18 protein-coding genes and 1 pseudogene are annotated in these 22,425 nt (G+C 50.6%); 12 read left to right on the top strand and 7 right to left on the bottom strand.

The window, feature by feature from the left end:
• The first annotated feature begins 324 nt into the window (after positions 1-324).
• The 3 genes from ACUTSU_RS21095 (at position 325) to ACUTSU_RS21085 (ending at position 2,678) form a co-directional block, all read left to right on the top strand.
• Positions 325-1,158, top strand: a complete 834-nt coding sequence (locus ACUTSU_RS21095) for a winged helix-turn-helix domain-containing protein (protein ID WP_445654684.1) — start codon at positions 325-327, stop codon at positions 1,156-1,158.
• 11 nt (positions 1,159-1,169) lie between these two features.
• Positions 1,170-1,634 carry a hypothetical protein gene (locus ACUTSU_RS21090; protein ID WP_445652536.1) on the top strand — a complete coding sequence of 155 codons (465 nt, stop codon included), beginning with the start codon at positions 1,170-1,172 and terminating at the stop codon, positions 1,632-1,634.
• Positions 1,635-2,282: 648 nt separating this feature from the next.
• A complete protein-coding gene (locus tag ACUTSU_RS21085) occupies positions 2,283-2,678 on the top strand; it encodes a hypothetical protein (protein ID WP_445654683.1) in 396 nt (131 codons plus the stop codon).
• Positions 2,679-2,957: 279 nt separating this feature from the next.
• Here the strand turns inward: ACUTSU_RS21085 and ACUTSU_RS21080 are convergent.
• Positions 2,958-3,173, bottom strand: a pseudogene (locus ACUTSU_RS21080) (IS3 family transposase); the annotation flags it as partial.
• A gap of 808 nt (positions 3,174-3,981) precedes the next feature.
• Between ACUTSU_RS21080 and ACUTSU_RS21075 the strand changes: the two are divergent.
• Together ACUTSU_RS21075 and ACUTSU_RS21070 are read left to right on the top strand one after the other, a co-directional pair.
• On the top strand, positions 3,982-5,376 hold the full coding sequence (locus ACUTSU_RS21075) for an FAD-dependent oxidoreductase (protein WP_445654682.1): 1,395 nt from the start codon (positions 3,982-3,984) through the stop codon (positions 5,374-5,376).
• Between the two features lie 212 nt (positions 5,377-5,588).
• Complete coding sequence (locus tag ACUTSU_RS21070) at positions 5,589-6,497, top strand: alpha/beta hydrolase (protein ID WP_445652533.1); 909 nt, start codon at positions 5,589-5,591, stop codon at positions 6,495-6,497.
• A 60-nt stretch (positions 6,498-6,557) separates the two neighbouring features.
• On the opposite strand, the gene ACUTSU_RS21065 is transcribed toward ACUTSU_RS21070, so the two are convergent.
• Genes ACUTSU_RS21065 through ACUTSU_RS21040 form a run of 6 tightly spaced genes read right to left on the bottom strand, consistent with a single transcriptional unit; the run spans position 6,558 to position 13,875 of the window.
• Complete coding sequence (locus ACUTSU_RS21065) at positions 6,558-6,887, bottom strand: hypothetical protein (protein ID WP_445652532.1); 330 nt, start codon at positions 6,885-6,887, stop codon at positions 6,558-6,560.
• Positions 6,888-6,898: 11 nt separating this feature from the next.
• The gene (locus tag ACUTSU_RS21060) at positions 6,899-9,208 is read right to left on the bottom strand and encodes a type VI secretion system Vgr family protein (protein ID WP_445652531.1); all 2,310 of its coding nucleotides are present in this window, start codon (positions 9,206-9,208) and stop codon (positions 6,899-6,901) included.
• A gap of 46 nt (positions 9,209-9,254) precedes the next feature.
• Positions 9,255-9,647 carry a DUF4150 domain-containing protein gene (locus ACUTSU_RS21055; protein WP_012146887.1) on the bottom strand — a complete coding sequence of 131 codons (393 nt, stop codon included), beginning with the start codon at positions 9,645-9,647 and terminating at the stop codon, positions 9,255-9,257.
• A gap of 10 nt (positions 9,648-9,657) precedes the next feature.
• Entirely contained in the window at positions 9,658-10,263 is a 606-nt protein-coding gene (locus ACUTSU_RS21050; protein WP_445652530.1) for a DUF3540 domain-containing protein, read from the bottom strand.
• A gap of 10 nt (positions 10,264-10,273) precedes the next feature.
• Positions 10,274-11,344 carry a pentapeptide repeat-containing protein gene (locus ACUTSU_RS21045; protein ID WP_445652529.1) on the bottom strand — a complete coding sequence of 357 codons (1,071 nt, stop codon included), beginning with the start codon at positions 11,342-11,344 and terminating at the stop codon, positions 10,274-10,276.
• Entirely contained in the window at positions 11,341-13,875 is a 2,535-nt protein-coding gene (locus tag ACUTSU_RS21040) for a DUF2169 domain-containing protein (protein WP_445652528.1), read from the bottom strand. Before ACUTSU_RS21040 ends, ACUTSU_RS21045 begins: the two co-directional genes overlap by 4 nt.
• A gap of 937 nt (positions 13,876-14,812) precedes the next feature.
• Between ACUTSU_RS21040 and ACUTSU_RS21035 the strand changes: the two genes are divergently transcribed.
• The 7 genes from ACUTSU_RS21035 (at position 14,813) to ACUTSU_RS21005 (ending at position 22,402) form a co-directional block, all read left to right on the top strand.
• Positions 14,813-15,223: a GNAT family N-acetyltransferase gene (locus ACUTSU_RS21035; protein WP_445652527.1), complete on the top strand. Its 411-nt coding sequence runs from the start codon at positions 14,813-14,815 to the stop codon at positions 15,221-15,223.
• 25 nt (positions 15,224-15,248) lie between these two features.
• Positions 15,249-15,938, top strand: coding sequence for a helix-turn-helix transcriptional regulator (locus ACUTSU_RS21030; RefSeq protein WP_445652579.1), 690 nt, complete (start codon positions 15,249-15,251; stop codon positions 15,936-15,938).
• A 19-nt stretch (positions 15,939-15,957) separates the two neighbouring features.
• On the top strand, positions 15,958-17,253 hold the full coding sequence (locus tag ACUTSU_RS21025) for a cytosine permease (protein WP_445652526.1): 1,296 nt from the start codon (positions 15,958-15,960) through the stop codon (positions 17,251-17,253).
• Positions 17,254-17,800: 547 nt separating this feature from the next.
• Positions 17,801-18,415: a helix-turn-helix domain-containing protein gene (locus ACUTSU_RS21020; protein ID WP_261092620.1), complete on the top strand. Its 615-nt coding sequence runs from the start codon at positions 17,801-17,803 to the stop codon at positions 18,413-18,415.
• Positions 18,416-19,312 carry a queuosine precursor transporter gene (locus ACUTSU_RS21015; RefSeq protein WP_445654681.1) on the top strand — a complete coding sequence of 299 codons (897 nt, stop codon included), beginning with the start codon at positions 18,416-18,418 and terminating at the stop codon, positions 19,310-19,312.
• Positions 19,290-20,132 carry an NADPH-dependent 7-cyano-7-deazaguanine reductase QueF gene (gene queF, locus ACUTSU_RS21010; RefSeq protein ID WP_445654680.1) on the top strand — a complete coding sequence of 281 codons (843 nt, stop codon included), beginning with the start codon at positions 19,290-19,292 and terminating at the stop codon, positions 20,130-20,132. The genes ACUTSU_RS21015 and queF overlap by 23 nt, the downstream gene beginning before the upstream one ends.
• A gap of 122 nt (positions 20,133-20,254) precedes the next feature.
• A complete protein-coding gene (locus ACUTSU_RS21005; RefSeq protein ID WP_445654679.1) occupies positions 20,255-22,402 on the top strand; it encodes a phosphocholine-specific phospholipase C in 2,148 nt (715 codons plus the stop codon).
• The last annotated feature ends 23 nt before the right edge of the window (positions 22,403-22,425 follow it).

The following is a 22,425-nucleotide window of genomic DNA, read 5'->3' as shown; positions in this document are numbered from 1 at the left end:
CTGCTCCGCAACGTGATAGGTCAGTTGACCGCCCATTGGCCGCCAACCGAATGCCCCACCACAAGCCGTTGGACGCTTCCCGCCTCAGAGCCCCCCCTAATCTCTATCGCCTAAACGAGTAAAATTATTTCATATGAAATAACAAGGTTTTTACAGATCATCTAACATTCAATTTTCATTAATTTCAAAAAAGATCCAAAACCATCTTCATGGGAAAACTAACACAGAATCCTCGTGCCTATCCGACGAGGACAAGAACCCATAATTTGTTATATCATGTAAGGATGGAATTAAAAGTAAGGGCATTTTTATACTGGGGCGAATATGAACTTTATCATCAATGGGTTAGTAAGATACAAACCGTTGGATGGAACATTATATCTTTTCGATAACAGTATCGATATGATAACGCTCCCTCGCTTCGCTAACGAAATTTTATTCTTTTTCATAAAAAACAATGGAATAGCATTAAGTCGAGAAGCCATCCTAAACGAAATATGGGAAAAAAAAGGGATAAGTTCATCAGGAAATAACTTAAATAACTATATTTCACTACTACGAAAATCGCTGGCATTATGCCATTGCCATACAGTGATAACCACCATCCCTAAGTATGGTTTTTTATTTGAGACTGAGATTGAGACTGAGATTGAAATTGAGATTGAGACCGAGACCGAGACCGAGACCGAGACTGAGACTGATTTTATTCAAAATTTCAACAGAGCACCCGTCATTCAGCACGCCATAAAAGAGGAAAGTGAAAGCCCTGTACGCAGCAAAATTAAAAAAAACACGCTTTTTATCTTAAATTTATTAATAATTGGGGTGATTATAACCCTGGTTGCTTTTCACACGGAAGTTTACCGATATTTTCTCATGGACACTATGAGAACAAAAATATTCAGCATAAATCAGTGTGAATTTTACTTTTTGGATAAGAAAATGAGGGAAAAAGAAAGAAATGACGCTGTGGAAAACATAAAGTCAATCATAAAAAATGAAAATATAGACTGCAATAATAAAATTAAGGGTTACTATTTCGTTGAGGACAGAATTGATTCTTTAGGAAAATCAATTATAAACTACGCAGTGAGTTTTTGCGAGACGCGGAGTCAGGCTCCATGCAGAAACCATAAAACTTATAAAAATAGGGAATAAAGGAGTCAGAAGTGCGTTTAAAAAAACCAATGGTGTTTCTGTTTATTTTCTTGTTATCTTTATTGTTTTTAATTATCATTTTGACTTGGGGAAAAAACGATAGAAACCAGAGTTTTGAATGTAGAGCAAAATTAAGTACATTAATGGCATCTGAAGTCTGTCAGGGTAATGACATGACCAGTTTACTTGATGTTTTCTTATCCTTTCAAGAGAATGGGAAAGGTTACTTTATCGTTTTAGGGCGCTACTCCTGTCCGAACGAACCACCAAAACTAGTCGATGGGATGGTTGATTTTATTTATAAAAAAGAAGGAAAATATTACTCTTTGAATTTGGAGAATAGAACAAAGTCACTCATCAACCTTTTTAAAGTATTGCAGTATGAAAAAATGAAAATAAAAATTACCGAGCTAGAAAAAAACAATTTTATCCTTTCATTACCTCTTGAAACACCGATACTGTGTAAACATGAATAGATCGAGTAACGCCTCTTGGGAAAAGATAGTTTTTGACCCTAAAGATACATTTCCTGCCCAAGGGGCAATACACGGCATGTGGCACAGAATTATGTACACCCTCCAATGTAAATATGTCTTTCATTTCCGTATCGCAGATCATCATCAAGGTGCCTAGTTCCACCTGAAGATTTGCGTTTCTCCTCCCATTACTGCCGCATTTCATCGCCTTCCCCTGAAAACCCGCCACCTCTACACAAAGTCCCCCATGGCCCAAAACGCGATGCAACGCCAACAGAAAAAAAATAACTATTATTTTATTTAAAAAGCTACTCTGATTACCCTTGGAATGAATAAATTCATTTTCCCCCACCTCTCGCCATCGTTCTTTTCTTGGATTTTAATCCTATAAAAATTAAATAAACAAAATAAAAACCTATGCTTGCGGTAAAATCACTCATATAAAACCATAATGGTTTTTTTTGGTGTTAGGATTATTCCCATTAAGAACTCATTCGGAGTGCACCTAAAAACAAGATAATAATAAAAAATAATTGAGCGCAATAGAGAAAAAGGTAACGCAACCATCTCTATTATAATAAAAATTACGCAATAAACGTAGATTAATAAATGCCAATTTCAATCCTTACATCATGGGGAATTAAAGTCATGGAACAAAAAAAAGAAAAAATTATTTACTTTGAAAACGAAAACATAAAACTCAATGAGAGTGAGTTAATGTTAAAAAGTAAAAACATCCGAGTTTCACTCGGCAGAAATCAAAGCAAGTTATTGTGGTGTCTAGTCAGAGGTGTAACTTGCAAGAAAAAGATAATCAAAGAAATCTGGCCCGGTGTTGACTGGAGATTGAGGGGGAACAATTATAATCAACTCATATTCCAGACACGAGCCGCATTAATTCGTAGCGGATTTCCAGATAATACGCTTATCACGTTTCCCAAAAATGCTATTTGCCTGAACACAAACCTGTTGAGACCCATGTATGTCAGAGAAAAGGCCTTAATGGAATCCTTTCGTGATCAGGGACTTCTTAATTACGAGTGAGAAATAAAAAACCGCGGACCCGTTTTCACTCCATGAGCCTGATGAGAACTAATACGTCGGTGGGGCTAATGATGTGCGCAAAAAGTATGCGAGTAGACGCCCCCCGGCACAAAGTAACAATAATGAAAAAACAGGCAATTCCTAAGCGAGATAAAAGGTACCTATACCTGTGAATCACTACCGATAACATTGCCTACAGCAACCGTCTCGTCAGCCCTCCCTACCATACCCCGATAGATATGAATACCCCACTTTTCGTCATGGTCTTTATCGTAATGGTCAACAAAAATTTGCCACGAATTTAGAGTTTTTCCAGAACAATCGTTCTGATTCATTCGGTGCCAAACCACCATTATATTGATGAGGTCTGAGCTGGCTGTAATATCCCGTTATGTAATTCGTTATCGCTGTGCTGGTTTCACTAAAATTAGCATATCCATTATCCGGCACCCACTCCGTTTTCAGACCTCTAAAAAAACGTTCCATCGGGCTGTTGACGCTCCCAGGTCAAGAGCTGACGATTTGCATGCGCGAGGTCTGATAAAATCAGTGGATAAAGTTCACGGGCTATAAGCATCTTAGACATCCGAGGATCTCTTTGGTCGATAGCCCTTCGCAGGTTCGTCTGCCTACATAGATTTTTGTTCGTGGGTCACTCATCCAGACGCAGACCTGAATAAGAGACTCAATGCGTCTGGAGTTATCGAGGTGGATTCACTTCTATAAAATCACGCACACAATTCTTGATTATTCTCGGAGGTAAGCTATAACTAATTTAGCTAAAATCAATAAGAATTCCTAATATGCTTTCGAACATTTCAATTGAAATGCAAAACATTAACACCGCAATTATAATCTGGCTAATCATTTAAATTAAACCTATAACAATGCCATGTATAAAATGCATTTAAAATAATTTTAATGAAAAACTAAAATAGTATTTATTTTATTTTTATCTTTGCATTTTTATTTTAACGGGCTTTTTAATCACCCTAAAAGTTAAAATAAAAAATCATGCCTGTATGATTTTTAAGCATTCCTATGAATTTAAAAATTAGAGGATCTGCCCGATAAATTACAGTGATTACCTCCAACGGGAAAAATACTAAATAGTCAAAAATCAGGATAGCGCAAAAATGGTTACGGATCTATCAACAGCGTAACCATTACTGGTCACTTTATTAGTTGAGTGAAAAACTGGTTGATATTGTGCAAAGCTTCAAAAACTGGCGTTTCCAGCACCTTTCCCTGGTTGAACGGATCAATAGCATTCGTCTACAGCTATAGTTTTATTTAGATGAGTATGATGATGAATTTATTACACGAAATCACCGAAACCACTGGCATGACACGTCGGCAGGTTGCAATTGTAGGCGCTGGGCTCGCTGGCCCTTTGCTGGCCTGCCTGCTACGCCAGCGTGGATTTGAAGTGATCGTATTTGAAAAGCGCGCAGACCCGCGAACACACCCGGCACCCGAAGGGCGTTCACTTAATCTGGCCATAGCAGAGCGTGGCCTTCAGGCGCTACGCCTGGCGGGAATTGAACAGGATGTGTTGAGTTATGCTGTCCCTGTGTCCGGGCGGATGGTGCATGTGGAAGAAAGTAGTAGTTTCCATGCTTACAGTTCCAGAGAAGATGATGTCATCTGGTCCGTGCAGCGTAGTCAACTGAATGCGCATTTACTGGATGTTGCAGAGCAGAAAGGTGTGCGGTTCTTCTTTGATATAGATTTGGTGGGGATTGATCTGCAGGCATCCCGATTAACCACCCAACATGGAACGACATTCACTTTTGATCTGATTGTCGGTGCCGACGGTGCAAATTCCTCAGTCAGAGGCGCGCTAACCCGCGTCTGTGACGTTGACTGTGAATGTGAATGTGAAATTTTAGCTCATGGCTATAAAGAGCTTGATATCTCCGTTGAGGCGGCACGCCAAGCGCTTCTAACCCCTAGGGCACTTCACATCTGGCCACGTGGCGGGTATATGTGCATGGCGTTGCCAAATCATGATGGCAGTTTTACGGCTACTGCTTTCCTGCCCCTTAAAATACAGGGCCAACAGCTTGCCAGCTTTGCCGCACTTAACCACAGAGACGTCGTTCGCCAGTTCTTTGATTCTGAATTTAATGCACTTTCGCGATTACTTTGTGATTTGGAAGCGAACTACATGGCTCGTCCAGTTGGCATGATGGCGACCCTGCACGTTTCGCGTTGGCATTATAACCAAACGGTGTTGATCGGTGATGCTGCTCACCAGATGGTACCGTTTCATGGCCAGGGTATGAACTGCGCTTTTGAAGATGCCGTGTTCTTGGCTGAGTGTCTGGGAACACCGTCTGGGGATATAGGGCGTGCTCTCTCTCGCTACGAAACTCAACGCAAACCTGATGTTGAAGCCATTCAGGCGATGGCTTTGGACAACTACGAGGAGATGCGTTCGCGGGTCAGCTCGCCGGATTACTTGCTTGAACGGGAACTTTCTTCCTGGTTAGAGAAACGCTTCCCACAGCGTTTTATTCCACGTTATCACATGGTGACCTTCACCTGCCTACCTTACTCGATAGCTCACAAACGGGGGAACATACAGAAAGATATACTGAAGTCGGCAATTTCAGGCTGTCAGACGTTCCAGCACATTAATCTCGAGGCCGCGGAAAAAAATGTTCTGGCTAAACTTTCTGAACTCTCCCTCTGACAAAACCATTTCGGCTCTTGGTTAGGTTGTGTCACTCAGAACCTTGGTCGACTATTTTTAAGCTTTTGGCAACGGGGGAATAGATACAGGGCGGCATTCAACGAGTGCACCCTCCCCCCAAGCGCGAAAACTCACGTCTGAGCCCGATAGCCCTATCACCCATTTGCCAATGAGATGTTAATATCGACGTTTTTCAAGTGAATAGGCCGAGCATGCCATCTTATTATCTTCGCTGTCTTACCTTGGTTTTCACGCTGTTCGTCGGCGTTGGCTCCCCCATGCTGGCGCAGGCCAGGCCCGATCTGGAGCGTAAAATTGGCGTGACCGTCGCCGATAGCCCATCACCTGATTATCAGTTCAGTGATTTACGCTTCAATTCAGCCGATGGACTGCGCCATTACCGTATCCGCATAGCGCAACCGCGCATTGCCCCGCCAGCGGCCGGCTATCCGGTGGTCTACCTGCTGGATGGGAATGCGGTGCTGATGGAATTGAATGCCAACTTACTGGCCCGGCTTGCCGCGCAAAAACAACCGCCGGTATTGGTACTGCTCAGTTATGACAACGAATTGCGTATCGATGCCCATGGCCGTAGCTACGATTATACGCCGGCGCCGCTGCAAACCGGTGGAATGTGGGCCAATGGTGGTGCAGATGCCTTTTTGAAACTGATCGAAAGCCAGATTAAACCGGCAGTGGCGGCCAAGGTGACCATTGATGCTCAACGGCAAACGCTGTGGGGGCACTCTTACGGCGGCCTGTTCGTGCTGCATACGCTGTTAACCCAGCCAGCCGCATTCCAAAACTACGTCGCCGTAGAACCTTCACTGTGGTGGGGAAAGGGCTTTATCCTGCAGGAAGCACAGCGGGTGATTGAACGGCATCCCGCCATGTCCGCCCATCTGTGGCTGTGGACCGGCAGCGGTGAGAAAATGCGTAGTGCGCCGCCCAATATCAAACAGCAACCGCTCCCCGCCGACTCCGCTCAGCGTCTGGCCGAACGGCTGGCGACGCTAAACGGGCTTGCGGTCAATTTCCGGGAATGGCCAGGCCTGGATCACGGCGCCATGTTCAGTGCAACCATCGCGCCGGCATTGGATGCGGTAGCAACAGGCAACTGACTAACACCATGCTGCTAATCTGGCGATGATCTCAAATAGGCGTTTACGCCAGTTACCTTGTTATCTGCTTTTGTCGAAAACAAACGAAATATGGTCATCGTCCAGATACTTGATCTCAACCTCACAGCCTTGCTGGACCTTAGAAGAGTAAAAGGCGGGAATGGTTTCCTTGCCTTCTACCTGCTTGGTCATCCCCTTTTCATGCCATGAAAGGCGGTATTTTATGTTGGTGGATCCGTTCTCATTTGAACTGATGTAATGGACCTCCTCCACCCGAGCCTGAATATCCCGCCCCTGTGTCTGAATTTTATGGTCACGGTTAAACAGATAAACAATATAGGCAATGACGCCTACTGTAAGAATCACTGAAATAATGATCGCAAACTTCATCGATTCGTCCCTTAGCCGAACATGGTCAGACCGTTAAATGATGACATTATCTTCCCGACATGAGCCATCGCATCGATAAAAGCGACACGCCCCTCGGTGGTGGTAAGATCAAAGGCTGTCTTATCAAATTTCATATTGGTCAACCCGAGCTTGCCGCTCGCAGTCACGCTCATAGAATAGCCTTCCGTAACGATTTTCGCCGCTGTGAAATCAAAGGAAAACATGGAAGCGGACTCTTTATGATCTTTATATTCAAAAGCATGCGGCGTCTTGATGCTCACTTTTTCCGCACTGTCGATGGTGATCATTCTCGGTGAGGTGATGGATACCCCGCCTTGCACCGTCTGCTTCCAACTGCCCAGAATATCCGTCTTGGCATCCTTGGTGATGGTTTGTACCCGTCCGCCCAGGATCTCGTCCGTGACGTCCTGGGTGACGATATTATGGCGTTTCCCCGTGACTTTGTCATAGCGATCCCCTTTGAGGAAAGAGTCCATCCCGTCGTCATAGGTGCGGGTTACCTTGCCGGTAACATGTTGATTCTCTGTACCATCCGTATCGATGCTCCGCTTTCCCTTAATGGTTAGCGTTTCCCCACCGCTGGTAATATCCGACGTCCGGCCATTGGTGATAGTGACCTTTTCACCGTCTTTAAAGGTTTTGGTTTCGGGTTTGTCGACCGTCGTGGTACGTGTACCGTGGAATTGGAAGATAGCGTTGCCGAACACCTCATCCTTCTGATCTTTTTGGATGGTGGTGGTGCGATTGCCATCCACGGTCACCGTTTTATCGTTCTCCACCGAAATATTCATATCTTTTTCGGCATGCAGTTGCACCATCTCCGAGCCCGCCTTATCTTCGAAGAACAGGTGGCTGGAATTATCACTGTGACCGTCTTTGGATCGCGTCATAAAGCCCATCATGGTAGCGCCGGCGGGCAGCGTCCACGGCGGCATACAAGCTTCGTTATACACCCGGCCAGTGACCATCGGGCGGTCGGGATCGCCATTGATAAAGTCAATCACCACTTCATCCCCCACACGCGGGATCTGCACGCCGCCGAAGCCCTGGCCAGCCCAGGCGCTGGACACCCGCACCCAACAGGAACTGCTTTCATCCCCTTTCGCCAGACGATCCCAGTGGAACTTCACCTTCACCCGGCCGTATTTATCTGTCCAAATCGACTCCCCCTGCGGCCCTACTACCCGTGCCGTTTGCGGGCCATGGGTCCGCGGCCACGGGGTACGCTGCGCTGAGCGGAACGGCGTGCTCGCCGGGATCACCACAAAATCGGTGCGGTGCACCGCCTCTTCTCCCCCGCTGGCGTAGCTATTCTCTTCAAAATCGTAACGTGCGCTCAGTACCAGATACTCTCCGCCGTCACTGGCAAACGGCGGGTTAAGCAGGGCAAAGGTGCACCCCGGTACGATGCCCAACGCAGTAGCCGTGGCGTCAATGCGCTGATGCTCCGCCTGCCACTCCTCCTGACGCACCCGGGCGTAAGTTTCACCGTGGCTGTGCTCCACGAAGTGTCCCGGCCAGTCGTAGTAGTCAATCTGGCCCGGTGAGGGTGAGGTTGGGTTTTGTCGCGCCTGGAACAGCCATGCGTTGGGCTTACGGAAATCGTAGTCGTCGATGCTGTAGATCCCCGGCGTCACCCGCTCGGATATCGCCCACTGGCCGATCCCTTCTTCGCTGGTGCTGCCGCCGGAAGGCGTGGCGTGGTAAGGAATAGCTTCATAACCGCTAAACGGCTGGTGCTGCTGAGACGCGTCGTACAGCACCATAGTGTGTTTACCAGACTCGTGGCGGAAAAAGAAATAAATGCCTTCCAGCTCCATCAGGCGCGAGATAAAGTCGTAGCTACTCTCCTGGTACTGCACGCAATATTCCCAATTGCGGTAATTGCCGGTGAGCTGGTTTTCCATCTGCACACCATATTCGTCGAGTACCGTTTTGATGATGTCCGGCACCCGCTGATTCTGGAATATACGCTGGTTGCGGTCCCGCTTCAGCGGCCACAGGTCCGACTCCATGGTCAGCGTGTAAACCACGTAACGCTCACCATTAATATCCGCACTGTGAACATTGACCCTGGTGATTTTTCCATTGATATAGCGTGGCGCAGCAAGCAGCCCCTGAGTAGGGATAGTCAGGGTAATCGGCTGGCCCAGCATGGCCCTGCGGTCCAGGCGGGCGTTGGTGCTGAGCATCGTCACGCTCAATTCAAATGAACGTGAAACCACTTCCTCTCCGCCAAGTTTCCAGAACTTCAGCGTTCCTTCACCCGCAGGCGTTGTTGCCGTGATACGGTCAAACATAACTTCTTACCCCTATAACTAAGACTGCGTTATGCCGCTCTGCCACTCATGGTGCCAGCATCAGTACCTTGAATTGGCTGGGTACCGCACGTATCCCCACAGCATTGGTTGAGTTCTGCAGGCTGACGCTGGTCAGGCGCGTCGCCGGTGTGCCCTTGAGCAGCACGGTGAAGGAACCGGTGAGATGCCGCGACGGCCCCATCACGGTGCCTGACGCCACGCCGGTGGCAACGCCGGGATTATCCCCGTTGGTCAGCGGCGTCACCGTGGCCATGTTATGGGCAGGCATGCCCATAAACAGAATATTCAGCGCGTTGGGGACCGCCGTTGGCCCAAGCGCGATATCCGGATAAGGTATCGGCGTTGGGGTCGGCATCGGCGTCATGCAGACATCGGGAAAAGCCAAATCGGTGCCCATCAGTTGACAGTTGGCAAACATCGCGGCCTCCTCAGCCCATATGGATCTGTTCGGCATCCACTTTGGTGATTGCCTTCGAAGTAATAACGGTATTTTGCGCATGCAGACGCGCATAATCTTCGGCCTGCATATCCAGTTGGCCAGCACGTACCTGCTCCGTCTGGCGCGTAGTGCGTAACAGGTTATGGCTCACCTGGGTGATGGTTTGCCAGATTGACTCCGTGTGCTTGCCCACCACGCGCGAAAGGCTTACCCAGGCGGAAAGCTTATCGCCGCTGTACTGCATTTCGCTGATATGGCAGTCGCCTTGGCTGGCGCTGACGCGAAACGCTTCGCTGCTGAGGCTGATTTCGCCGCTGCTGCGGATATGCAGATCGCCCGGTACGCTCAGTTCGGCCATTTCCGGGTTGGCGCGCTCCAGCACCGCCAGCAGCCACACTTGATTATCCACGCTGGTGATAAGCACCAGATCCCCGGTCTGAGGGGCAATAACGCAGCTGGCGGCACGCCGGCAGTGCCAGCCGCGCCCTTCACTCTCCACGCTCAGGCTTCCATTGGAAAAGCAGTGGGTCACCACCCCCGCACTCTGCAGTGGCGGTGCTGCCGCTTGTAGCAGTTTGTGGTTGATATTGTTCATCTTCATCTCCTTAAAGGCGGCTCTGATGCTGAAGGCTCCAGGCCTCGGCAGCCAGTAACTCTTCGTCATATTCAAGGATGCCCCGGCGATCGGAAAAATGGGCTCCCTCCTGCTGCGCCCGGTGGAATCGGGTACGGGAAAATGTGGCACTGCGAAAATCGGCCCGGCGCAAATCAGCATGGGTGAAATCGCTGTAGGTCAGATCGCACAGGGCAAAGCTGCTGTCTTCAGCCTTCACCTGCTGCAAAATGCTCTGGAACAAGCGGCTGTGGCTAAAGTCGGCCTGTTGTAACCTGGCACCAATGAATAACGCCTGATCAAACAGACTGCCCTGGCAGTTGGCACCGGTAAGATCCGCACTCATAAACAGCGCCTGGCTGGCGTTCACCTTACGGAGTTGAGCCTTTCTCAGCGAAGCGCCTTTGAAATTGCACTGCGTCAGCTGTGCCCCATTAAAATCCACTTCGTCGAGCTGATTATCGGTAAACTGACATCCGCTAAAGCGCTGCTGGGCATAGCTTTTTCCACGCTGATCGCAGTTGAAAAAGACGGCCCGGTCGAATTGACTGTGGCCCAAACGGGTAGTGCGCAAGTCGAGGTTGAAAAAGGTTGTCAGCAGGCACTGGCACTGCTCCAGTTGTGCCTCCTCCAGCGAACTCTCGAAGAAGGTGGTACGTTCGAGCGTGGACTGGTTGAAGGTGCTGCCGGAAAGTGGGCTGCGCATAAATTGACAAGCGTCGAACCTGCTGCGGGAGAAATCGCCGTTGCCAATCTCACAATGATTAAAGATGCACTGCGCCATTAACGTGTCGCAGGCGCTGATAGCCGTCATTTCACAGTCGTTAAACACGCTCTGCTGCATGCGCGCACCACTCAGCTTCACCCCATTCAACAGACACTCATTAAATACCGCTTCATGTAAATTGGCCGCCTGCAGGTTCGCCCCCTGCAGTGAGACATCCTGAAAAATTCCGCCGGACAGGTCGCTCCCTTGCAGTTCGAGGCCATCGAGGTTGCAGGCGTTAATCAGCTCGCCATTTTTTATTTTCTGCTGTAGCTCTGCCGCGCTCAGCGTCGTCATGACAGTTCCTCATCACGCTTCGGCAGCGTTTTCACCCGGCTGGTAAAAGCTTTGTCCAGCCGTGTCTCCCTATTAATAAAGGATTGTGACAGATCGGCGCGGAACAGATTGGCACCGGTTAAGTCCGCGCCACCCAACTGGGTTTTCTGCATCAGTGCGCCCATCAGGTTGGCTCCGGTGAAATTGGCCTGGCGGAAATCAGTGCGGATTAACAGGCTCCCAACCAGGTTGGCACGGGTGAAATTCGCCCTCTGACAGTCCGCTTCACTGAGATCGCTATTCTCCACCTTTGCCAATTTAAAGTTCGTCTGCACAAGTAAAGCCTGGCGCAGGTTACTTTCTTTCAGCGTCGCTTCGCTAAAGTCCGCGCCGCTTAAGTCACTCTCCATTACGGCTGCGCAGGTCAGCAAGCTGGCCGCTTTAAACTGGGCGTACGGCAGTTTGCTCTCCACCCAGTTACAGCTCTCAAGCCACGCACCGTTGAAGACCGCAGCCTGCAACTCGCACTGTTGGAAGACGGTCTTATGCAGCCTGGCCTCACTGAAGTCGAGCTGCGGCAGCGTTAAATTCATAACGATACACTCCTCCAGCTCAGCACGGTGGAAACGGCAATGGCTAATACCGATCTTGCGCAGCAACAGTGTTTTTAACCTGGCGCGGCTGAAGTCACAGTCTTCAAACAGGGCGTCTTCCAATTGGGTTTCCGTCAGGTTGGCACCGCTAAAATCGGTCTGCTGGCACTGGGCCAACACCAGGCTGGCCTTGGTCAGATTGCATTCACGCAGCGAACTGTTACGCAAATCGGTTCGCGCCAGCATCGCCTCGCTAAAATCAGCGCCGTCCAACTGGCAACCGCTGAGATCGGCGTTTTCCAGCAACGCCTTACGGAAATTAGCGCCGCGAAAATCCATGCCGGAGAGGTCCGCACCGGTGAAATCCAACTCGCTAAAGTCCCCTCCGCACGCCATGGTGTTCGACGCGCGCTGGCGAATGATTCTGGCGATATCCCCCGTCATGCGCTTCGCCGGCGGTTGATGCAAAACCGCCATCAGATACATCTGGTGCAGCGATTCGCGGCTCTGCGCCAGTTTCTTCGCCGTCATGCTGTCCGCATGTTGATGCAGCATTTCCTGCATACGGTGCATTGATTCCGGGCCACGCGGCCGATTATCTTGTTTAGCCCCCTGGCGGGCTTCCACTTCAACCTGGCGCGCCTCGGCCTGCGCTTTCATCTCCTCAGCCTGGCGCTCCAGTCGTTCGACAAACTCCGGCAGTTCATCCAGCCTCGGCATCTCTGGCTGCGAAGTCTCCGCCAGTAGCTCGTTAACATCCCGCCCTTCAGCCTCAAGCCTGGCGCGGTGCTGTTCGCGTATTTTGCTTACCCGGTTTTGCATATTGTTTTGCATCGGGCTGTCAGTTTGTTGCATTTCGCTGTCAATCCAGGGACCGATCAGATCTTCCGGCAACAAATCTTTTTCACGGAAGGCAAACAGCGCGCCCTTCCCTTTATCCAGCCGCTGGGCCAGCACCTTGCGATAGTGATTGGCCGAGCGAGTGGTGCCGTTTTTCTCCAGCGCCGGCATCAGTTGCAGCACATCCGCCGCATCATCCTCGTTAATGCGGCAACTTCCCTGCCAGATCAGCATCATCTGTTCCCGATGCGGGAAGAACCAGACCGTGGTGGCACGCAGCGCAATCTCTTCAAATAGCGTCTCATCCCCGCGCTGACGATTGATAAAACAGCGCGCCCGCCACGGTGGCAGTTTGCCCGACTGTAGCGGTTTTTCCGGATGCATATTCCAAATGCGCCACTCGGCTTCAGGCGGCAGTTCATCTTGTTCCGGCCACCATTGATCCGGGCTGGCGGCATTGAATACACGCCAGTCGGCGTCGCGGGCCAAGCCTGGAAAATCATTCTTCAGCCAGTTGGCATCATAGGCTTTGCCCATGCGCTTAAAACGACGCGGCCAGGTCATGTCCAGCGGCCCAAAACTTACCGGCTCGGGCTGCTGCCGCTGTGAGGTCATACGCTGATGTAGCGGTTCGATATTCGGCAAGCGACGATAAGCCACGCCGTTGTGCTGCTCTTCCACGGCGCCAATACCATGAGGGTTCTCTTCGTATCCTGCACCGCCAAAAGCACGGCTCCAGTCGAGGCGCATCGACTCAAAATTGCGTGGCGGGGTCGGCTGCGAACCAGACCAGAAACGATCGCCAAAAGCCAACAGGGTCTTGCTGAGGCTCCCCACATCAATACGCACTGCGCAACTGCTTTTTTCCTTCTGATGATGGGTATAAACATTACCCGTCGCCAGAAATTCAGCCCGGACTTTCGGTATGGCCACATCGATAACGCCACCGCTGGTTTGCAGTTCTTCCGCCGCCAGTTGCCATAATTCCACTTCCGGACGCAACTGGGGCATTGCGCCCATATCCAGCAGTGCCAGCACAGAAACGCCGAGATAATTTTTACCCTGCTGGCGGAAAGGTCGATTTAATACGCTCAGACGCAGCGGCTTAATAATCTTCATATAATGCGCCTTTAGGCAGCCAGTTAATGAACGCGATTAAAAAAGGGGATAATACATCTGCCTAGTTTTCTATCTCATTAACCGAATGAGTGCAAGATGGGTGTTAGAAGTGTTGACTCCCCAATGTCGGTGAATAAAAGGCAGCTGCTACGCCAGGCCAAGCGCCAACGGGGCTAACGCTTTCTGGTCGGTTAGCCCTTGTCTCACATTGCAGAGACTGAAAACCCACAATTAAGATTATTCCTAATTAACGGTGTTAATATGATATTTTTTTGCATTAACCCAAAGTAGCTTCTATTACTAATAAGCGTCATTCCCTTATATTATCAATATAAGGTGGTGCTCCATGGATATTGATATAGATTTTAAACTGGAAGACTGGAGGAAAAGAAAAGGATTGAATCACACCTCGTTAAGGCCCTGATTGATCAAGCCACACAGGTTGTTTTGAAATACGGCGAGCTGAATTGAGCCGTCGGTGTTATCCCCGCATTAAAACAACCCAGTAGCCTCAACCTCCTCTGCTCCCACCCTCTGACAAACCGCCGCTAAGACCCTCCACTCTGTCGACCGACGATCGACAATGCACAGTAGCAAATTTCAACGCAGATTCATCAGAAGGCTGAAGATAGCGGCTCCCCTTTGGCAAGTTGACTTGCTCTACCGGTGGAGCCTGAAAGGCTAATGTATTTCTTGGATGAGGCCCTGGTGAGGCACAATAGGAATAGATTGACTGAGCAAGGCAAACCGCTATTTATTACCGCGTATTACGCTATTTTCTAGCCTTGTCACAGTTAATATAAACCCTTGGCTCCCTGACGGGAACGGGTGAAAAACACCCTTGTAATACATTACGAAAAGTGATAGTTAAACCCGTTGACAAGCCTTAATTTGGTTGCCATAAAACATTATTATCAAAGGGAATTATATCACATCTATGAAAATCAATATTACCGACCAGCCAAATCCGCAGGATGAAAAGTTCGTTATCGACAGCCTTTGGGCTCATAATGAAAAAACCGAACACGTTGATATCCACCCCTTGTTCCTGACCGTGACCGATGATGAAGGTAAAATCGTTGCCGGACTGGTGGCCAGAACCTGGTGGGGCGGGCTTGAAGTGCAATATCTTTGGGTCAGCGGCCAGCATCGTAAAAGCGGCTATGGCCGTCAACTGATGCTCCAGGCAGAAGAAGAAGCCAAGAAGCGCGGTTGCCACATGGCCTATGTCGATACCTTCGATTTCCAGGCCCGCGGCTTTTACGAAAAATTGGGCTATCAGTTGTACGGCAACCTAGATGGCTATGCCAAGAAGCATACGCGCCACTACCTGGCAAAAGAGATTTAATCCGGTTGTCATCGGAGAGGTCAGAATGGATTCGCCCGATAAAAATAATGAATTTTATTTGAAAGGTCTGATTGCCATGATGGAGCACTTAAGTGAGCCATGGGGCATTAAGGATCTGGCATCCCGTCATATTTACATGAACCATGCCGCCTACCTCTATACCAATACGCCGCTTGATTTTGATGTAGCCGGTAAGCTGGACGGCGAGTTTCCCGCCGACTGGGCCGAATGCGCGGCTGATTTTGTCGAACATGACAAAATGACAGAGGTCTCGCGGGAACGGGTTGCAGTAATAGAAACGCATTATTGGTACGGAAAAGACAGTCTGGCCCCGTTTATCAGCGAAAAACTGCCGATCTACAACGATAAAAAAGAAGTGGTTGGGGTGATGTGGAACGCCAAACCGCTCAACACCTTATCTCCGCTGAAATTTATCAATCAACAAAAACCCAGCGTTCTGACCACAGAAACCAATAGCACGATTTTCACCCGAGCCGAACTTGACGTAATATTTTTAATGTTGCAACGGCTGTCGGTAAAAGAGATCGCCAAAATATACAACATCAGCAATAAAACCATAGAAAATAGAATATATAACATCTATCAAAAATCTGACGTCCATACACAGCAGCAGTTTGAAGAATTTTGCAAATATGCGCATCTGGACAATTACATTCCCGATCGTCTGATAGCTAAAGGCATCCAGTTTATTTAACAGCAAGGAATATCTCACCGTGATCAAAATTGAAGACTATCCGTTAACCCGGGTACCTCAGGATAAAAGAGTCTCGTTTTTAAGCGTGGCCATTGTGCATATGGGCATGCTGACCGCGCTGGATCAGTTTATGCTCGGCGCCGTATTGGGCCACTCAATGACGCTGTTCGATGCCTTTACCGCCATTTTCGTCGGCAGCCTGATCTTTGGCGTAGTGACCTATGGCCTCGGGCTGGCAGGGATGCGCGAAGGGATCTCCGGCAGCCTGCTGGCCCGCTGGTGCGGTTTTGGCCGGCTGGGTTCGGTGCTGATCGGCGTGGTGGTGGCCGTCAGCCTGCTGGGCTGGTTTGGCATACAGAACGCCATTTTCGCCAAGTCACTGGATTTCGCGCTGGGCAATAAGCTGGGCTTTGGTCTGGCGGCCGGCATGTCCGGTACCCTGCTGACCATACTGGTGGCCTTTGGCTTCAAGGCATTGCGTATCGCCGCCCGAATTGCGGTACCGATGTTTATTATGCTGGTAGCCTATATCTCTTACATCACCCTCACCGGCCATAATCTGCCGGAAATTATTCAATTAATGCCGCCAGGTGAGCCACTGTCGATCAGTGCCGGCATCACCATCGTGGTCGGTGGTGCCATCGTGGCCAGCCTGATGACCCCCGATCTGACGCGTTACTCTAAAAACGGCAAGCACGTGTTTGGCGTGACCCTGCTCACCATTGTCGCCGGGGAGTTCGTGGTTAACGGTCTGGCGCTGCTGATCGCCAAAACGCTCGGCACGGCGGACGTCGTGACCATCATGTCGCAGGTCGCCGGGGGCGCAGGCCTGCTGGTGGTGGTGTTCTCCACCTTAAGGGTCAATGACCTCAACCTGTACTCATCTTCCCTGGGCATCGTCAACGCGGTTGAGGGCATGACCGGTAAAAGGCTGAAATATACCGCCACCACGCTGGTGATTGGCGTGTTGGGCACCACGCTTTCGGTGCTGGGGATCCTGGACAGGTTCGTCGACTTCCTGACGGTACTGGGCGTGGTGTTCCCACCGATTATCGGCGTGATGCTGGTGGATTATTACTTGCTGCGCACTCACCGTAAAATTCTCGATGACAGTCGCCGGGAAGGCAAACTGCCCGGCCAGACGCCGACCATTGGTTGGACAGCGATCGTCGCCAGCATTGCCGGCAGCATCGTCGGGTTAGTGACCGAATGGGGCGTGCCGACCATCAACTCATTACTGGCCGCCAGCCTGCTGTATTGGGTATTCAAGTTGGCGCTGAATCGTTCGCAGAAACCGGCCCCGGCGCAAGGCTGAGCCGATCGCTAGCGGCAAAATGTCATCGCCATTCTCCAGCAACTGGGGAGTGGCAAAACAATAAACTGGGGATCTGACGCAATGAAAACTGTGGTTTTAAAACTGAAGACGTAATTGGAATTCCCTGGTGTCGATAGCTAAAACATCCTTTAATACCCAGAGAATGGAAACGCCTCCCTCCCTAGGCTTTTATTATAGAAGTTGTTGGACAATCTCTAGTTAATTATTTTGACCGTCAAGAAACACTTCAGTATGAATGAACAGTAGCTCACAAAAAGCAGCGTGGTCAACACAAAAGTAGACACAAAATTCACTTTTGTGTTCACTTTAATGAGCTCTCCGTCTAAGCAATTGATTTTTATTTAATTAATTTCACTCCACTTTAGGCTCTATCGGGTGAAAGCATTATTGGATGTGATACCAGGCAATTGAACATACGTTTTCAACGATTAATCAGCCGGTTACCGCCCCACTTCCGGTGGCAGTTCTGGACAATGTCAGCGCGTGCGATATAGTAAAGCCGGCCAGAATATTGTAAGGAATGCTTATGAAGACCACTAACGCCCAGCGCAAAAGCAACATCATTAAGAATATTGAATATCTGATGCGTACCCGCGGCGAAACCAAGGCGTCCTTCTCTAACCGTACTGGCCTGACACGCACCACTATCTACAAGATCCTCGATGGAAAGGTCAACAACGTGCAGCAAGCCACGGTTAACCGGATTTCAGATTTCTTTGGCGTTTCCTGCGAAGAGATCGAAGACTATGATCTGGAAAAGCTGGAGCTGCTCAATGAAACCCTGTCCACCGAAGGCAATAAAAACCCTTCCGCAATTCCTGTTATTCCGCAGTCGCGTTATTTAGCGGTTGCCGGCAAGAAGATTGGCCAACTGGTCACAGAGTTCCCTTTGACTTATTTCTTCGGCGATGAGTCAAATATGGTAGCAATGCGCATAGAGACCGAAATAAAAGGTTCATTTATCCCAGGCGAGGTCATTATTATAAAACGCCCGCCGGTATTAGTTTGCGATTCGCCTTTATTGTATCACTCGGGAAAATACGGCTTCTTTGTGGTTAATGACAAAGAAGAAAATAGCATGGAGAAAAATCATCAGGATACCGTGCAATTCCTGGGTTATATCATTGGAGAAAGGCTATAAATGGAACCGAATCAAAAGTTCAAGCTATTGGGCTTTACCCGGCATGGCACTCTGGCTGCCAATGTCATGGTATTAGCCACCGGCAAAACCATTACCATGGGGCTCAATGAGTTGGCCGACAGCGACATATCGGAAGATTTGAGCCGACATGAGCTACAGGCGCTGTATCGCAAAATCTACGGTAACAACCAGCAGCAAACCGCCTATGAGCTCAGCGATCGCCATGAAAGATCCTGGTACGCCTATCTGATCATTACCGTGGCACTCAGCGTGATTTATATCTTCTCAACCCTGTGCGGCGTCAAGCCGATTGAAATTGCAGCGTTGAACATCATTACTCCCCCGGCGATATTTATTTATCCCCTGACCTTTATCCTAGTGGATATTCTGAACGAATTTTATGGACTGCGGCTGGCCAGGCGCACGATTATCATCTCGTTTATGGCCAACCTGATTTTTGTGCTGGGCGTTTGGGCAACCACGTTGGTACCGAGCATTCCACAGTGGGAGTTCAGCAAGACTTATGACGGTATCGTCCACAGCATCATGGCGGTGCTGGTGGCCTCATCTGCCGCCTATTTAATCTCCGAGAACGTCAACTCTTACCTGCTGTGCAAAATCAAAGAGCTGACCAACTCCCGCTACCTGTTTGTGCGCGTGATCACCAGCACCGTGGTCGCCTCGGCCATCGACAGCGTGGTGTTTTGCACGCTGGCGTTCTACAACGTTCTGAGCTGGGATATCATCAAGACCATGATCCTGTCACAATTCTTGATCAAGGTGGTCTACGCCCTGGTGGGTGTCGGGCCGATTTACGCCGCTCGCAACCTGTTTAACCGCTATATCAATACCGATCATGCAAGGAGCAATGAATATGCATATCAAAAAACAAGATAAAATCACCCATCTTGGCACCAACTCCGATTACCCGGAACAGTATGCTCCCGAATTGCTCGAAGCCCTGCCGCGCGCACGCGGTCGCGATTTGATCGGCGTGGATGAACAGCAGCTGCCGTTCCACGGTTTTGACCTGTGGACCGCCTTCGAACTTTCCTGGCTCAACGCCAAAGGCAAGCCGGTAGTGGGCATTGGTGAATTTACCCTGCCCCATTCTTCCACCAATCTTATCGAGTCCAAATCATTCAAGCTGTATCTCAACAGTTTTAACCAGACGCGCTTCAACAGCGTGGAACAGGTCAGTGCCGCGATGCAAAAAGATCTGTCGCAGGCCGCCAATGGTCAGGTTGGGGTGAAGCTGTATCCGGGGTTAGACGGTTATTCGGCACAGATAGACGCCCTGCCGGGCATCAATATCGACGATCTGGATATCACCGTGGATGACTTTGATTTCAAACCTGAATATCTGATTGGTGCCACCAGCGAACAGGCGAAAATGGTGACGGAGACGCTGTCCTCAAACTTGCTGAAATCCAACTGTCTGGTGACCAATCAGCCGGACTGGGGCAGCGTGGTGATCCACTATCAGGGCCGTAAAATCGATCGCGAGCGCCTGCTGCGCTATCTTATCTCCTTCCGCCAGCATAACGAGTTCCACGAGCAATGTGTCGAGCGTATTTTCAACGACATCAAACAAAGCTGCCAACCGGAGAAACTCAGCGTGTTCGCCCGCTATACGCGCCGCGGCGGTCTGGACATCAACCCGTTCCGCAGCGATTTCGAAACGGCGCCGACCCTGGGCCGTTTGATCAGGCAATAAGCGTTCGTCTTGTCTTGCCCCCGCCCGGGGGCATTATTTTCCCCGTCATCTTTTTGTTATTTTTCGCCATTACCGTCGTTAACAACTATCTTCAAAACAACCCTCAGGGAGATTAACGACGCATGCCTGATTTTTCGCGCAGAGAAATACTGCGGGCTGCCGCCATCGGATCGGCTTTTTCACTGTTACCCGCCTCGATCCGCAAAGCGCTGGCAATCCCCGCCAATAACCGCACCGGCACGATTAACGATGTCGAACATGTGGTGATCCTGATGCAGGAAAACCGCTCCTTCGACCATTACTTCGGCACCCTGCCCGGCGTGCGCGGCTTTAGCGATCGCATCACCATTCCCTTGCCCGGCGACCGTCACGTGTGGCAGCAGCAGGGGGAAGATCGTCTGGTGTTGCCCTACCATCTGGACAGCAAACGCGGCAATGCCCAACGGGTTAGCGGCACGCCGCATTCATGGGTAGATGAGCAATCAGCCTGGGACAGCGGCCGTATGAGCGCCTGGCCGACCTATAAAACACCCACCTCGATGGGTTATTACCGCCAGCACGAGTTGCCGTTCCAGTTTGCGCTGGCCGAAACCTTCACCCTGTGTGACGCCTATCATTGCTCGATCCACGCCGGGACCAATACCAACCGCCTGTTTCACTGGACAGGGACCAACGGCCCGACAGCGGCCGAGGTCGCGGTGGTGGTCAATGAGTGGGACAGCCCCGGCCCGGTAAACGTCGGCTACCAGTGGCATACCTATCCGGAGCGGCTGGAAGCCAGTGGCGTAACCTGGAAGGTCTATCAATTCTTGCCGGATAACTTCACCGATAACCCGCTGGCGGGTTTCCGCCAGTATCGCGCCGCCAGCGTTAAGGTTGGCAACCCGGCGCAACCGCCGAAGGATTTCACCGCCTTTGTGCCTTACCGCGATGAACTGAACGCCGACGCGCCGCTGTATAAGGGCAATGGCAATACGCTGCCGGCAGCCAACGGTAACGACCTGGACGCGATGCTGGCCGGCTTTCGTAACGACGTTCAGCAGGGCAAGTTGCCGCAGGTGAGCTGGATTATCGCCCCGGCGGCCTACTCGGAACACCCCGGGCCTTCCAGCCCGGTGCAGGGCGGCTGGTTTACCCAGGAAATCCTCAATGCGCTGACGGATAACCCAGAGGTGTGGAGCAAGAGCGTGCTGCTGGTCAATTACGACGAAAACGACGGTTTCTTCGACCATATGCCTTCGCCCTCGGCGCCGTCACTGCGCGAAGACGGCAGTTTCGCCGGCAAATCGACGGTGCCGTTCGACAGCGAAATCTTCCAACATGTGGCCCCACCCGGTTCTCAGGAGCAACCCCCACCGGACGGCCGCATTTACGGCCCTGGTCCGCGGGTACCGATGTTGGTGTTATCGCCCTGGAGCCGTGGCGGCTGGGTCAATTCACAGGTATTCGACCACACCTCAGTACTGCAATTTTTGGAGAAACGCTTCCAGGTGCATGAACCGAACATCAGCGCCTGGCGCCGTGCGGTCTGCGGTGACCTCACTTCGGCCTTCAACTTCGTCGACCCTAATGAGGAAACCTTGCCCCGCCTGCCCACCACCAGCCGCCACGCCGCCGATAACCTGCGCCAGCGACAGGAACAGTTACCGCAGGTGCCCTTGCCGCCGGTAGACAGGCAACAGTTACCGCATCAGTCGCGACTGGCGCGCCCATCGCGTGCGCTGCCTTACCAGTTGCACGTTGAGGCCAGCAGCAACCCCGAGCAAAAAATGCTGACGCTCAACCTGTACAACACTGGCGAACAGGGTGCGGTCTTTCATGTGTACGACCTGCTGAGTCTGGAGCAGATCCCACGGCGCTATACCGTCGAGGCCGGTAAAGCAGTCAGTGATAACTGGCTAACGGCGGATCGCTACCACCTGTGGTTGCTAGGCCCCAACGGTTTCCATCGTGAGCTGGGTGGCAGCGTTCTGCAGCCGCAGCCGGAAGTACAACTCACCCCGAAGGGCGACCATTTATCGCTAACGCTAACCAACGCGGGCAGCCAGGCAACAACGGTGACCATCGCCCGCTGTCCCTATACGCAACAAGGCCCCTGGCAAATTGAACTGCTGGCAGGTGGCCGTCATCAGCAGGCCTTTGCTACCCAGGCCAGCGGTGGCTGGTACGATCTTTCATTGCAGGATACACACGGCTGGCAACGCCGACTGGCAGGTCGGCTGGAGAACGGTGACCACAGCGTCAGCGATCCGTTAATGGGCAAAGCCTGAGATAGCCGCGCAGGCTGTTCAAA

The sequence above is a fragment of the Serratia sp. NA_13 genome, assembly GCF_052691735.1.
The sequence above is the reverse complement of the archived record's forward strand: the minus strand, read 5'-3'. Positions and strand labels throughout refer to the sequence as shown.